Origin of the sequence: Nostoc sp. JL34 (genome assembly GCF_017114945.1) — a bacterium.
Lineage (GTDB): Bacteria > Cyanobacteriota > Cyanobacteriia > Cyanobacteriales > Nostocaceae > Nostoc.
In genome coordinates, this window is record NZ_JABXKQ010000066.1 from 43,512 (window position 1) to 57,505 (window position 13,994).

Below are 13,994 nucleotides of genomic sequence, written 5' to 3' on the forward strand. Positions count from 1 at the left end.
CTTGTCTAAACAAGTCATGAAAATGAGTTACAGCGCCCCCTAATCTTCCATATTTGAGGAAATAGCAGTTTTCGCGTTGGGTGTTGCTGTGTTTTCACGAGACAGATGTAAATTAAACAGCGTCTTTTACCTCTTACTACATTCCAACCAAATGCAGCTGTTATATCTGCCAGGGAAGCTTATTTAGTAGCTTCATCTATTAAATTATCACTTCTAGATGGGAGAGATTTTGTTTGCAACTAAACTTTACCATGCTTGCTGAGGGTAAATTCACTAGAACCCCTTTGATTCATCAATCCTACGGATTTTTGTCTAAATGAGCGCTTGCACGATATTTGGACAGTTGTGGGAGTGTCAATTGTGCAAACTTTAGCTAATAATCAGGTTGTGATTGTTGAACAGAGGAGATTCGCGCATTCCCTGTTTCCTGCCCACGCAAGTAAATTCAGGAATCAAATGGAATTGCTATAGGATGAGATAATGACTCTGTGGAACTGGAATATTGGTCACAGTTCAATAACCAAAAGACCTGACCGATTTGATAATGCGATGAATCTTGCTTGTGTCACAGATTGAACAGAGGTAATTATTGTGGCACTAAAAGCTCGAATGGCTGTCGTTGTTAGATTTTAAGTTGATAAGCAATCCATAATCCACTGATGCTATATAGACGATTTGGACGTACAGAATTACAGATGCCAGTGTTTTCCTGCGGTGGCATGAGATATCAGTTCAAATGGCAGGATGTTCCCAATAACGAAATTCCTGCTGATAACCAGGCGAATCTCGAAGCGACTATTAGAAGGGCAATTGAGGTTGGGATTAATCATATTGAAACTGCTCGTGGTTATGGTACTTCCGAAATGCAATTGGGAAGAGTTCTACCCCAATTTCCCCGCGAAAAGTTGATTGTTCAGACCAAAATCAACCCCAAGGCAGATGCGAAAGAATTCCGTGAGACATTTGAACAATCATTGAAAAATCTTCAGCTAGATTATGTTGATCTTTTAGGGTTGCACGGCATCAATCATGCTGAGTCTTTAGATTACAGTATTCGTCCTGGAGGCTGTTTAGAAGTAGCGCAGCAGTTGCAAGCTGAAGGAAAAGTCAGATTTATTGGCTTTTCTACACATGGTTCAACCGAGTTAATTGTGCAGACAATTAATACCAATCAATTTGATTATGTGAACCTGCATTGGTACTACATTAATCAATGGAATTGGGCGGCAATTGAAGCAGCTAAACGCCACGATATGGGGGTGTTTATCATTAGCCCATCTAATAAAGGAGGTTTATTGTATGAACCTCCACAAAAATTAGTAAATCTTTGCGCCCCTTTGAGTCCAATGGTGTTTAATGATTTGTTTTGTCTGAGTCACCCAGAGGTGCATACTCTCAGCTTGGGAGCAGCCAAACCACAAGATTTTGATGAACACCTGAAGACTTTAGAATTACTAGATCGAGCATCGTCAATTTTGCCACCAATTTTAGCAAGGTTGGAAGAAGAAGCGATCGCTACTTTGGGAGAAGATTGGGTAAAATCTTGGCAGACAAATCTACCAACCTTTAACGAAATCCCTGGTGAGATCAATATTCGGGTGATTTTGTGGCTGCGGAATCTAGCGATCGCTTACGACTTGGTAGAGTATGCTAAAATGCGCTACAACCTGCTGGGTAATGGCAATGATTGGTTTCCTGGCAACAAAGCTGATCGGCTAGACGAATTAGACTTGCGGCAATCTCTTGCCTGCAATCCCCACGCCGATAAAATACCAAAAGTTTTGGCACAAGCCCATCAGATGTTGGTGGGTGAAGAAGTGCGGCGTTTATCTCAGCAATAAGTGTGAAGTTTTAGATAGAGTAATTAAGCAATTTTTTACTCTATCTGCTGGCTATGCTATGAGATGTCGAAGAATAAAAGACCTTGTGCGATCGCTACTGGTAGGAGCTAAATTTAAGTAGGAAGAGTTTTGGAGTTGATCATGCTTAAGCAACTCATCTTAGAAAATTGGAAAAGTTTCCGTTATGCCGAGCTTCCACTTGACCCGTTGACTGTTCTGATTGGGACAAATGCAAGTGGTAAATCTAATGTGGTTGAAGCTTTGGAATTTTTACAAAGAATTGCTAGGGGTGAAAATATTGAAGCAGCTTTAGCAGGAGATAAAATACTTCCATCTATTCGTGGTGGTGTGGAATGGGCTGCACTTAAACCTGAAACTCAGTTTACATTAAAAGCCTTAATTCAGGGAGAGAATGAAAATACTGATTACCTTTATAGCATTACAGTACAAACCAAACCTATCACTCAGATTTTGATGGAAGATATAATAGAGCCTCAAGAGGAAATTAATAAAAATAACAATAAACAGGATTTTGATAAAAAATATATTTCTAATAAATCTTTGCTACCAATCATTAAAAAAGAGTTAGTTACTTCCAATGAATTGAAAAATGAAATTAATCAAACAAAAAATCATATTAATTCAGAGTTTACAAAAATTATTGATAATTCTTCATTATTAAAAAGCTTAAATGATAGTGAGATAGAAATATTAAAAAAATTTGCTAATGGAGAATCACTAATTGCATCTACCAACCAAAATATTCAACTAATAGAAGATGTCAAATCAAGACTTATAGAGCATTTTAATAATAGAGAGAAAGAAATTGATTCATTGATTAATCCATTACTGAAAGAATATGAATTTGTTGTTAATAGGCTTGAAAATATTTTTGTTGTAAATCCAATTCCTTCTAAAATGCGGGATTATTCATTAATCTCTGATGTCTTTGAAAGTGACGCATCAAATATAGCTGGTGTACTCACTGCATTACCTGATGAGCGTAAAGCAGAAGTAGAAGCAACGCTATCTGCCTATGTCAAGAATTTACCAGAAGGCGATATTAGAAAAGTATTTGCAGAACCAGTTGGAAGACTTAAAACTGATGCGATGCTTTACTGTGAAGAAGAATGGAAACCTGGAGAGATCAAACTAATAGATGCTACAACTATTTCAGATGGAACTCTCCGCTTTATAGCAATTCTCACAGCACTACTCACTAGACCAGAAGGTAGTCAATTAGTAATTGAAGAAATAGATAATGGTCTTCATCCGTCGCGTGCAGAATTACTTGTAAGAATACTGCGAGAGATTGGCAGCAAAAGAAAAATTGATATTTTAATTACTACCCATAACCCAGCTTTGCTTGATGCTTTAGGCCCGGAGATAGTTCCTTTTGTGGTTGTCGCACACCGCGATAAAGAAACTGGAGAAAGCAAACTTACTCTTTTAGAAGATATTGAAAATCTTCCTCTTTTGTTAGCATCGGGGACTTTAGGTAAACTAGCAACTAAAGGTGCAATTGAAAAGAGCCTTTCTGATAATAAGTAAAGTTAAATATGAGAAAGGTTTTGATTATTGATACATCCATACTTTGCGTTTATTTAGGTGTACCTGGTAAAGAGACTTGTGGTTTTGATAAAGATAAATGGGATAAAAAAAGAGTTGAAGCCCGTTTTCAGGCAGAAGAAAAACAAGGTGCAAAGTTTATACTACCAATAGCAACAATTATAGAAACTGGTAATCACATTGCACAAGCTAACTCTAAGCGATATGAAATTGCTCAAGCTTTCGGTAATATTTTAGTGAAAGTAGCAGATGGAGTTATACCTTGGGGAGTTTTTGAAACTCAAGTGGGTGAACTTTGGAATTCAGAGCAATTGAAACAACTGGCTATTGAATGGCCTACTCTAGCATCTAGAAAATTTTCTATAGGAGATGCGACAATTAAGACGGTGGCTGAATATTACGCCAAAACCAGTAGTACATTCCAAGTAGAAATTTTTACGGGCGATGGGGGACTCAAGGCTTATGAACCAGCTACCCCAGCACCTACGCGTCGAAGTACTCGCAAAAAAACCTAGAGCAATTACTATTCACCCAAAAGAGAGGTTTTTTAACTAATTTATCATGAATTAAGTTCGACAGGAATTGTAATAATAAATTCTGTTCCTTCTTTTACAGTAGATATACATTGCAGTTGACCACAATGTTTTTCCACAACAATTTGATAGCTGATGGATAATCCCAATCCAGTACCTTTACCAACGGGTTTAGTGGTGAAGAAGGGGTCAAATAATCGCTTTTGTATATCCTTGGGAATTCCAGTACCATTATCGGCAATGCGAATAACTACTTGCTGATTATCTGTGACTTCAGTCCGAATACGAATTAAAGGTGATTTTAGATTTGAATAAGGTGATTCAAAACCCTCGAATATAGCATCAATTGCATTTGCTAGAATATTCATAAATACTTGATTTATTAATCCAGCGTAGCATTCTACTAAAGGGAGATTTCCATAATCTTTATCAATAGTAATTATCTGACCTGTTTGCTGATTTATGAGACGGCTTTGTAATATTATTAGAGTACTATCAATCCCTTCATGAATATCAACTACCTTTTTCTCAGATTCATCGAGGCGAGAGAAATTGCGTAAAGAAAGAACTATCTCTTGGATACGCTCAGTACCAAATTTCATAGAATTAAGAAGCTTGAGGAAATCAGCAGTTAAAAATTCTAGTTCAAGTTCTGCGATCGCAGTTTTAATTTCTGCCACTGGTCTAGGATAATGGTGTTGGTATAGGCTAATTAATTTCAGTAAATCTTGAGTGTATTTGAGCGCATAAACAAGGTTGCCAGCAATAAAGTTGACAGGGTTATTGATTTCGTGGGCAATACCGGCAACGAGTTGTCCTAAAGCCGCCATTTTTTCATTCTGAATTAATCGAGTATAGTTATTCTTCAGGGTACGAAAACCTACTTTGGCGATTCTAGATTGTTCTTCTACTTGCTCTAGTTGAGCTAATGTTAAAATATGAATTTGGGAATAAGCTAAAAGTAACTGATGGAAATCGAGTAGCTTATAGCTGCCTAATTGAGTTTCTATTAAAATCGGCTCATATACAAATTGAGATACTCGCTGCAAGGCTACTTGAGTTGCTTCTACAATCAGCCTTTCTTCAGAAATTACACACACCTCTGGTTGCAGAAATTTAATCAGATTTCTCACAGGCCGTTTAGAAAATAATGGGTAACTATAAGGACGGCTCATGTGTTCAAAAAATCTTTGTCGAGAAATCATTCCCAGGTAGTTATGATTTTTTACTAGGATAATTCCTGGCAGTAAAGGCTCTTGCTTAAATAGTATATTCAAATCATTTGTTGGACTATCTGCCTCGACGTAAACAGACCAAAGTGGTAATTCTTGCAAAGTAGACTCTAATCGCAAGTTCAGATTATTAGCATTTGTCATGCTATGTATAGCCAACATACTTTCAATCCTTAACCTGGAAGTAACATTTCTGGTAACACCCCGAACAAGCATTGCGATAATTGCAAAGTTAATCAAACTTATATTTCCCTGATTACTGCTGAAAATCACAGTTATGCTGCATAACTGCTGGTATTAGGTCATCCCATACTTTTATATACTGGATAATTGATACCAATTAGGAATTAGGTAAAAATCGCCAAAAAGCCGAATTTATCAATTCATAGAGTTATCCAGAACCCTTGTAGAGATGTATCACTGCTAAGTCTCTATTTTTCACAGATGCCTAAATAACACAGCATGGTTGTTCAGATAAAGGTAAAATATCTTTGAGCTATAGGCGTAGCCCGCCGCAGGCATCGCCATTCATCTCTAACATCAAGCTATCATCGGATATTGTGGAATTTCCGTGCGTAACTCAATAGCATCTATGACCGCTTCTCACTCTGAAACTCCATCTACCAAACCCGACGCCAGTACTTTTATTTCCGACCATCAACAGGTAGACCGCAGCAAGCTAAGTCAAATGTACCTGCACTATGTCGAAACGAAGGATAAATATCCTCATGCCGTATTGCTGTATCGGGTAGGAGATTTCTTTGAATGCTATTTCCAAGATGCTGTAAAACTAGCGCAAGAATTGGAATTAGTCCTCACTAGTAAGCAAGCTGGAGAACAGGGACGAGTGGCGATGTCTGGTGTTCCGCATCACGCTTGGGAACGCTACGCGACGATGTTGGTAGAAAAAGGCTATGCAGTAGTAATTTGCGACCAAGTGGAAGATGCTTCTGAAGCTGCTGGGAGATTGGTGCGACGGGAGGTAACGCGCATCCTGACTCCTGGGACTTTGCTAGAAGAAGGAATGCTCAAATCCAGTCGCAATAATTACTTAGCAGCAGTAGTAATTGCCGCAAATCATTGGGGTTTAGCTTATGCAGATATATCTACAGGGGAATTTCTTACCACTCAAGGTAGTGATTTAGAACACTTGACACAAGAATTAATGCGCTTGCAACCTTCAGAGGTGTTAGTTCCGACAAATGCACCCGATTTAGGGAGTTTGCTGCGTCCGGGAGAAACTTCACCACATCTGCCGGAGTGTTTGCCACCATCATTTTGTTATAGTTTGCGATCGCAACTTCCCTTTTCCCAAGGTGAAGCTAGACCTAGATTATTGCAGAAATTTAAGGTGCGATCGCTCGAAGGACTCGGTTGCGATCATCTTCCCCTCGCTGTTCGTGCGGCTGGTGGTCTTCTAGAATACTTGGAAGATACCCAAAAAGAAAACCCTGTCACCCTCCAGAGACTCCGCAGCTACAGTGTCACCGATTACCTAATTGTTGATAATCAAACCCGCCGTAACTTAGAAATTACCCAAACCGTTCGGGATGGCACTTTTCACGGTTCCCTACTTTGGGCGTTAGATAAAACTAGTACAGCAATGGGTGGGCGGGCTTTACGGCGGTGGTTGTTGCAACCACTACTCGATATTAAAGGCATTCGGGCGCGGCAAGACACCATCCAAGAATTGATGGAAAATACACCTCTGCGTCAAGATTTGCGGCATTTGTTAAGGCAAATTTACGATTTGGAACGACTCACAGGAAGGGCTGGTTCTGGTACAGCGAATGCTAGAGATTTAGTAGCTTTGGCAGATTCCCTCTCACGCTTACCGGAATTATCCAACTTAGTAGTTGAAACCCGTTCTCCCTTCCTCAAAGCTTTGCAAAAAGTCCCAACTGTGTTGGAAGAATTGGCACAAAAGTTACACGCACATCTTGTAGAGTCACCACCCATCCAAATCAAGGAAGGCGGATTAATTCGTCCTAGTGTAAATCCCCTGTTGGATGAAAGGAAGGCGACTGTAGAAGCAGACCAGCAATGGATTGCCAACTTGGAAGTTGATGAGAGGGCTAAGACGGGAATTTCCACACTGAAGGTAGGATTTAACAAAACCTTTGGTTATTACATCAGTATTTCTCGCACCAAAGCTGACCAAGTACCCGCTAGCTATATCCGCAAGCAAACTCTGACCAATGAGGAACGTTACATAACCCCAGATTTAAAAGAACGAGAAGCCCGGATTCTCACAGCGCGGGATGATTTAAATCAGTTGGAATATGAGATTTTTACGGTGTTGCGGGAAGAGGTAGCGCAAGAGGCGGAAGTAATTCGCAATTTATCTCGCGCAGTAGCGGCGGCGGATGTGTTGTGTGGTTTGGCTGAATTGGCAGTGCATCAAGGTTACTGTCGTCCCGAAATTTTGCCAGGAAGGGAGATAAACATTGTTGATGGTCGTCATCCGGTAGTGGAACAGTCTTTGCCTGCGGGGTTCTTTGTGCCGAATTCGACGCAATTGGGAAGAGAGGAAACGAACCACAGAGGCGCAGAGGAGAAGGAGAAGAGTTTCCCCGCACCTGACTTAATTATTCTTACCGGGCCAAATGCGAGTGGCAAAAGTTGTTATTTGCGTCAGGTGGGATTGATTCAGTTAATGGCGCAGATTGGTAGTTTTGTACCAGCTAAATTTGCTAGATTGGGAATATGCGATCGCATTTTTACCCGTGTCGGTGCAGTAGACGATTTAGCGACTGGTCAATCTACCTTCATGGTGGAGATGAATGAAACCGCAAATATTCTCAACCATGCCACATCTAGGTCGCTGGTACTATTAGATGAAATTGGTCGCGGGACAGCAACATTTGATGGTCTTTCCATAGCTTGGGCAGTGGCGGAATATATAGCAGTAGATATTCGGTCACGGACAATTTTTGCCACCCATTACCATGAATTGAATGAACTGGCTAGCATTATCCCGAATGTGGCTAACTATCAGGTGACAGTGAAAGAATTACCCGACCAAATTATCTTTTTGCACCAAGTCCAACCAGGAGGTGCTGATAAGTCTTATGGAATTGAAGCGGGAAGATTGGCGGGTTTACCAGCCGTAGTTATTCAACGGGCAAAACAAGTGATGGGGCAAATTGAAAAACACAGTAAGATTGCGATGGGACTGCAAAATCTTGATGGATAAACAAGTTTGTAGTAAGCACTTTAGTCCTTATTTTCTAAGCACTAAAGTGCTTACTACAAACCGAGGTGTTAATTACTGCCGAAAAATTTCTACTTTTTGTAACACCACTTCTTGATTCGGACGATCTCTAGTTGTAGGCACATTAGCGATCTTGTTGACTATATCTAAACCTTGGACAACTTCACCAAAAACACTGTGTTTGTTGTCAAGGTGAGGCGTTGCTGCTTCTGTAATAAACCATTGCGAACCATTAGTACCGCGTCCGGCATTAGCCATCGATAGGATACCTGCACCAGTGTGTCTCAATTCAGGATGAAACTCATCTTCAAATTGATATCCTGGGCCACCAGTACCCCATCGGTTGGCTGTATCTAGATAACGACTCAGAGGATCGCCACACTGAATCATAAAATCAGGGATGACCCGGTGAAAGCGAACCCCATCGTAAGCTGGAGTTCCCTTACCAGATTCACCAGTTTTAGGGTCTTTCCAGTCGATTGTTCCGGTTGCTAGACCGACAAAATTTTTGACGGTGTTGGGGGTTCGCTCTTCTTCCAAACGAACTACAATTTCACCCAAGGAAGTAATTAAACGAGCGTGCAGCTTGCCATTACCGGGAATATTAATTTCTGGAAAGTTCATTAGATATCCTACTTTTAACAAGTGCCAGTATTTGACCTATATAAGTCTATCAGCATTCAAGTTACCCCCTTTAGACATGACAAAAAACCTGAAGTAAGGAAACTTGAGCCAACAAATATTTTACTCAGGTAAATTTATCGCTGGATTCCGGCTAAAGAATCCTCTAGGGACTAGCTTAAAGCCAACTCGGTGAACAGGCATCACAGGCCAATCTTCTGATCGCGGAATATGAGTTACGCCCATTGTGTACCACAGTACGATATCTTCACCCATCAAGGCTTCATCGTCTGCAATATATTTTGGTAAGCCCTGTCCTGGTTGAGTTTGGTTGGGATAATCTCCCCCAGCATAAAGTTCAGTAGGTTTATATTTTGTTACCCAAACGTGATGAGTCGCAAATTCTGCCCTTTCCCGGATTTTTGAGCCTTCCACAGGGAAAAATATGGAGTTTCCTCCAGGCATCAGCATATATCCAGGTGCAGCGCCGAGAGCATTCTTTTTGTCTGCGCTAACAATCATCCACTCCCGACTGCTTTTCAGATCCAAATCGCGCACCGCAGAGGTTTCTTTGGCTAGTGGGATTTCTGAAAGTGCGATCGCATTTCCTAAAGGATTTTTCTCATCCATCGGCAAAGCTTTCACATTCATTTCCATCACAGAATTAGCCTGACCATCAACATCTAAATCTAGGCGATAGTTGAAAAAATGCTGGTGATTTACTCCGAAGATATTCTTGGCAATTAACCTACCGTGGGAATCATCATCAGATTGCTTTTGAGCAGCCGTTCCCTGCGCCAATACGATACCCGTTAATTCATTTTGGACTTCCAAAGTCCCATCTTGGTGAAAGATCCAATTGATGCTGTAATCATAGTTATCAATGGCTACCGTCATAGTCATGACTAATTCTCGACTGCGACGGACATCATTCCGCTGAGTATTATACTCATAATGTTTCCACAGCATTCCATTATCGCGTTCGTAGATACCGATAACCCCTGGTATTTTATAAGGTTCTCCCTGCTCATTAGCAAATACAGCATTTAGCAACAAGCCATTTTCAGGAATTTCTTTACCTAATTCCATCGTATTTGCTAGTAAACCTAAGTTGTATTCTCCAACATCAAAGGCATTTCTAAATGACCAAGTAGGCTCAGGATCGCCATAAGGTACTACCATTTCTGATAGGCTAGCGCGGTATAAAACTGGTCGGATATTTTCGCCGTCCTTGTACGTCAATTGGTACAGCATTAATCCATTTCGAGGATGCATTGAATAGCGAAACTTCCAACCTTGCCAGCTAATTTCATTATCTTTAATCTGGAAATTTGCACCATGAGGTTCGAGAATCTTCAATACTTTAAGTGGTGACAGTAATTTGCCCAAGGACTTCACATCGTAATTCCAGTTTTCTTGAGAAAAAGGTACGTTTCCTCTGTCAATAAAACTGGCGATTTTACCCGTATTCAAATTGACTGTTGCTATGACTCCTTCAATCGGACTACCGTAATAGTTCCAGCCTTTGCCTTTGTAGTAAGATAAGCCCCGACAAAGACGATTACCTGTTGCTTCTTCCTGTTGATTCTGGATTCCAGGTGCCCACCAACTAATTTTGACTTGCTCAAAATCGGTAATTCCCCGCTTTTGCATTGCTTTTTGCCATCGCAGATCGGCTTTAACTACCTGAGTTGCTAGTTCATATTCTGAATTAACAATCGCAGGTTGAACAAAGGGTATTTCTTTCCAAGAACTTAAGGTTTTGCTTCTCAGATCAACAATTCCTTCAAAGGTTTTGTTTTGCGATCGCTCATAGATTACCAAAAAAACTTTTCGCTGGAAGACTTTACCAGGTGTAAAATTTATAACTTCTTCTTTATCTGGTTCTTGTAAAGTAATTAGTGGAAAAGCTGCCATTTCGCTCAAAGTTTTTTCTTTTTGGATGATCGAAACAGCTGTGCTAATTTCTACCTCAGTTAGCGAAGTGAGAGGATGGGAAATCGAAGGCTGTTGAGCCGTCAATATTTCCATTAATCCGATTGAGATAGAAATGACGGAAATGATCGCAATAGATAGCCATAAAAAACGCTTTAGCCGCTTAATCATCTTTTACATTTTTACAAAAGACTTATAGTTATCTATTTCCAACCCTAAGATGGAAAACCGATAAATTAAGAGGCTAAAGCTAAATTAATTTGTTAATAAGTTGGGGAGTGGGGAACAAGCAAGGGAGCAACGAAGAAAGAAGAGTTTTCCCCCCTCTGCCTCTTTTCAATGCCCAATGCCCCATCCCCAATGCCCCATGTACAATTTAGGCCGAAACCAAACGGCGTAAAGATTCAGCCCGACGTTTAGCAATAGAGTTATTTGGAGCCAATTTGAGTGCTTCTTCGTAAGTTTGTAACGCCTGAGTAGTTAATTTTTTCTTCTCGTAGGCGTGAGCGAGATTATTCAATCCTGTCACGTAGTCTGGTTTAGATTTGAGAGCTTCTTTGTACTGACGAATTGCTAAGTCATATTGCTCTTGAGTAAAATAAATATAGCCCAACCCGTTGTAAATGGGGGCGATATCTTCTTCTTCCTCTTCTTCAGCAGCTTTGAGAGCTTTTTGAAATAGCGCGATCGCTTGAGAGTACATTTTTTTTTCTGAATAAATACTGCCTAACTCATAATATTCTTGAGTCGTACCTTTTTCTTTCTCTAACTTCTTTCGCAATCTTGCAAAAGAGCCTTCAACCTTGCGAGTTTTGAAAATCTGGCGAAACACACTCACGGCTGCAATTGTGAGTATAACCACCAAAATTGAGAGATAAACAACGGCTAGACTGTTATCCATTGCTGCAAATACAAATATTATAAAGTTTGTTATTTGTCCTACCCTGCGGGAAGCCGCTGGCGCGTCTATGTCATTTGTCCTACCCTGCGGGAAGCCGCTGGCGCGTCTATGTCATTTGTTATTTGTTATTTACTAATGACTAATGACTAATGACTAATGACTAATTTACGGTAAACCCCAATATTGAGCGCGTTGCTGGAGCCAACCTTGTTCTAAGTAACGAGCGATCGCTTGATTCACATTTCGTCTTAACTCATCATATTGCAATCCCTTGGGCGTTACTACAGACAAGGGTTCAGTTGATAGCTTGGTTGGCAGTAGCCGATATTGGGGATATTGTTGCACCCAACCGCTCAGAACGCTAGCATCTGCGGCAAAGGCGGCGGCGGCACTATTTTCTATTCCCTCTCGCGCTTCTTCATAAGAATTCACTCCTACTAACTCGGCGCTTGGCACATAGTACCGCACTTGAGCAATGGTGCTGGAGTTGTTGAGTACGGCAATTTTTTGTTTTGCCAAATCACTTAACTGCTGCACAGAAGTATCTTTTGTAACTAATACAGTGCCATCCAAATAGTAGGGAACACTGAAACTAACTATGCGGGCGCGTGACTCGGTTGCTGTGACTCTAGCGATCACAAAATCAACTTTCTTGTCTAAGACTACAGACAGGCGATCGCGATTCGCCACAGGTTGAAATTTTACAGCTTCGGCTTTCCCAACCAAGTCAACTGCCAAACGCTTTGCTAAGTCAATTTCTAAGCCTTGCAAATTCCCGTTGTCATCTTTAAATCCCAAGGGACGCAAGTTATCTTTAACGGCAATATTTAAATAGCCCCGCTGCTGAATTTCTGACATTTCGGCAGCAGATGCAGTTAATCCCGTCCCCACGATGGAAAAACAAAAAAGCCAAAAGATAGTAGCGGATAATACCAGATGTAACCGAGTAATTACTTGCCATTTGTTACATCTGTTATACATCCCTTACCACCTTTATCCTTTAGCTTGATTTGCCAATTCCGCAACTTTGCCGAAGCTAGCTGGATCGAGGACTGCCAATTGTGCCAACATCTTGCGATTTAGCAGGATATCAGCTTTTTTCAAGTTGCCGATCAACTGGCTGTAACTCAAGCCGTGTTGCCTGGAAGCAGCGTTGATGCGGGTGATCCAGAGGCGACGAAAATCGCGCTTTTTCTTTTTGCGATCGCGGTAGGCACTCCGTAGCGCCTTCATCACTTGTTGGTTGGCAGTTCTAAACAGAGTTGAATGGGAACCGCGAAAACCTTTAGCTAGTTTGAGAATTTTATTGCGGCGCTTCCGAGCTACATTACCGCGTTTTACCCGAGTCATAACTTATTTCCTAAAATACTTACAAATATGGGAGCATCAAGCGCACGTTAAGTTCATCGCGTTCATGTACAAGCGCACTATGGCGCATACTACGCTTTTTGTCAGAAGATTTGTGCTCTAAAAGGTGGCTTTTGAACGCTTTACGACGGACGATTTTGCCGGTACCGGTGGCACGGAATCGCTTTGCCGCAGCTTTACGAGTCTTTAGTTTAGGCATGGTCTAGCTTTGATTCGACACGATCCACAATTATATACTATGAGAATTCGATTAAACAAACTATAGAGCAAGCAACAGCAGTCTCTAGATGCTGCGAAAAGGTTTTTTCAACCCAGGCGATAACGATAGCGCAGCTATATCGAGAAAAGAGAGCATCGTTACCAGGCTCACTCTATAGCGCAGCTAAACCTTGTCTCGCCTGCGTTACGCTGCCCGTAATTTAGATAAGTTTAAACTTCCAAAAAAAAGTCACATATTGCAAAAAATCAGTTATGGATTTTGCTGATTCAGTATGATACATGTGTTTAATTATTGTAAACAAAAGTAAAATCACTGATAAAATACTTGATTGATCAATCAAGTAACCGTATTATCAATTTCAGCGAATTCAAAAAAGCATTCGCATTAAAAAACAGTTCCAACTGTGATTTGACAAGAAGCAACATCTAAAAATCCAACGTCAAATTTAAAAGCATACTGGGATGAAAACTGTACTCAGTAAACTGATGAGTGATAAGTGTTGGATAGTCATGCTTGAGTTGAAGAATGTAGTCAATTTAATGTTTTTTAGAAACACTGAC

General features: G+C 40.6%; 11 protein-coding genes. 4 read left to right on the forward strand and 7 right to left on the reverse strand.

The window, feature by feature from the left end:
* Positions 1-659: 659 nt before the first annotated feature.
* The 3 genes from HWQ44_RS13790 (at position 660) to HWQ44_RS13800 (ending at position 3,925) form a co-directional block, all read left to right on the forward strand.
* Positions 660-1,841, forward strand: a complete 1,182-nt coding sequence (locus tag HWQ44_RS13790) for an aldo/keto reductase (protein ID WP_292719377.1) — start codon at positions 660-662, stop codon at positions 1,839-1,841.
* Between the two features lie 141 nt (positions 1,842-1,982).
* Positions 1,983-3,392, forward strand: coding sequence for an AAA family ATPase (locus tag HWQ44_RS13795; protein WP_292719378.1), 1,410 nt, complete (start codon positions 1,983-1,985; stop codon positions 3,390-3,392).
* 8 nt (positions 3,393-3,400) lie between these two features.
* Positions 3,401-3,925, forward strand: a complete 525-nt coding sequence (locus HWQ44_RS13800) for a hypothetical protein (protein WP_292719390.1) — start codon at positions 3,401-3,403, stop codon at positions 3,923-3,925.
* 44 nt (positions 3,926-3,969) lie between these two features.
* On the opposite strand, the gene HWQ44_RS13805 is transcribed toward HWQ44_RS13800, so the two are convergent.
* Positions 3,970-5,337, reverse strand: coding sequence for an ATP-binding protein (locus tag HWQ44_RS13805; RefSeq protein WP_292719392.1), 1,368 nt, complete (start codon positions 5,335-5,337; stop codon positions 3,970-3,972).
* Between the two features lie 430 nt (positions 5,338-5,767).
* Between HWQ44_RS13805 and mutS the strand changes: the two genes are divergently transcribed.
* A complete protein-coding gene (mutS, locus tag HWQ44_RS13810; RefSeq protein WP_292719394.1) occupies positions 5,768-8,371 on the forward strand; it encodes a DNA mismatch repair protein MutS in 2,604 nt (867 codons plus the stop codon).
* Positions 8,372-8,443: 72 nt separating this feature from the next.
* Here the strand turns inward: mutS and HWQ44_RS13815 are convergent, their stop codons facing one another.
* From HWQ44_RS13815 to rpmI, 6 genes are all read right to left on the reverse strand, one after another.
* Positions 8,444-9,013, reverse strand: coding sequence for a peptidylprolyl isomerase (locus HWQ44_RS13815; RefSeq protein WP_292719396.1), 570 nt, complete (start codon positions 9,011-9,013; stop codon positions 8,444-8,446).
* Between the two features lie 120 nt (positions 9,014-9,133).
* A complete protein-coding gene (locus HWQ44_RS13820; protein WP_292719398.1) occupies positions 9,134-11,116 on the reverse strand; it encodes a primary-amine oxidase in 1,983 nt (660 codons plus the stop codon).
* A gap of 205 nt (positions 11,117-11,321) precedes the next feature.
* Positions 11,322-11,846, reverse strand: a complete 525-nt coding sequence (locus HWQ44_RS13825) for a tetratricopeptide repeat protein (protein ID WP_292719400.1) — start codon at positions 11,844-11,846, stop codon at positions 11,322-11,324.
* A gap of 165 nt (positions 11,847-12,011) precedes the next feature.
* Complete coding sequence (locus HWQ44_RS13830; protein ID WP_292719402.1) at positions 12,012-12,827, reverse strand: transporter substrate-binding domain-containing protein; 816 nt, start codon at positions 12,825-12,827, stop codon at positions 12,012-12,014.
* Between the two features lie 12 nt (positions 12,828-12,839).
* The gene (gene rplT / locus HWQ44_RS13835) at positions 12,840-13,196 is read right to left on the reverse strand and encodes a 50S ribosomal protein L20 (protein WP_292719404.1); all 357 of its coding nucleotides are present in this window, start codon (positions 13,194-13,196) and stop codon (positions 12,840-12,842) included.
* A gap of 19 nt (positions 13,197-13,215) precedes the next feature.
* Positions 13,216-13,413 carry a 50S ribosomal protein L35 gene (gene rpmI, locus HWQ44_RS13840; protein WP_292719406.1) on the reverse strand — a complete coding sequence of 66 codons (198 nt, stop codon included), beginning with the start codon at positions 13,411-13,413 and terminating at the stop codon, positions 13,216-13,218.
* Positions 13,414-13,994 lie beyond the last annotated feature (581 nt).

Bases quoted from the DNA above. Each gene is read 5' to 3' on its own strand.
- HWQ44_RS13790 (WP_292719377.1), top strand. From the start codon at position 660: ATGCTATATAGACGATTTGGACGTACAGAATTACAGATGCCAGTGTTT.
- HWQ44_RS13795 (WP_292719378.1), top strand. From the start codon at position 1,983: ATGCTTAAGCAACTCATCTTAGAAAATTGGAAAAGTTTCCGTTATGCC.
- HWQ44_RS13800 (WP_292719390.1), top strand. From the start codon at position 3,401: ATGAGAAAGGTTTTGATTATTGATACATCCATACTTTGCGTTTATTTA.
- HWQ44_RS13805 (WP_292719392.1), bottom strand. From the start codon at position 5,337: ATGTTGGCTATACATAGCATGACAAATGCTAATAATCTGAACTTGCGA.
- mutS (WP_292719394.1), top strand. From the start codon at position 5,768: ATGACCGCTTCTCACTCTGAAACTCCATCTACCAAACCCGACGCCAGT.
- HWQ44_RS13815 (WP_292719396.1), bottom strand. From the start codon at position 9,013: ATGAACTTTCCAGAAATTAATATTCCCGGTAATGGCAAGCTGCACGCT.
- HWQ44_RS13820 (WP_292719398.1), bottom strand. From the start codon at position 11,116: ATGATTAAGCGGCTAAAGCGTTTTTTATGGCTATCTATTGCGATCATT.
- HWQ44_RS13825 (WP_292719400.1), bottom strand. From the start codon at position 11,846: ATGGATAACAGTCTAGCCGTTGTTTATCTCTCAATTTTGGTGGTTATA.
- HWQ44_RS13830 (WP_292719402.1), bottom strand. From the start codon at position 12,827: ATGTATAACAGATGTAACAAATGGCAAGTAATTACTCGGTTACATCTG.
- rplT (WP_292719404.1), bottom strand. From the start codon at position 13,196: ATGACTCGGGTAAAACGCGGTAATGTAGCTCGGAAGCGCCGCAATAAA.
- rpmI (WP_292719406.1), bottom strand. From the start codon at position 13,413: ATGCCTAAACTAAAGACTCGTAAAGCTGCGGCAAAGCGATTCCGTGCC.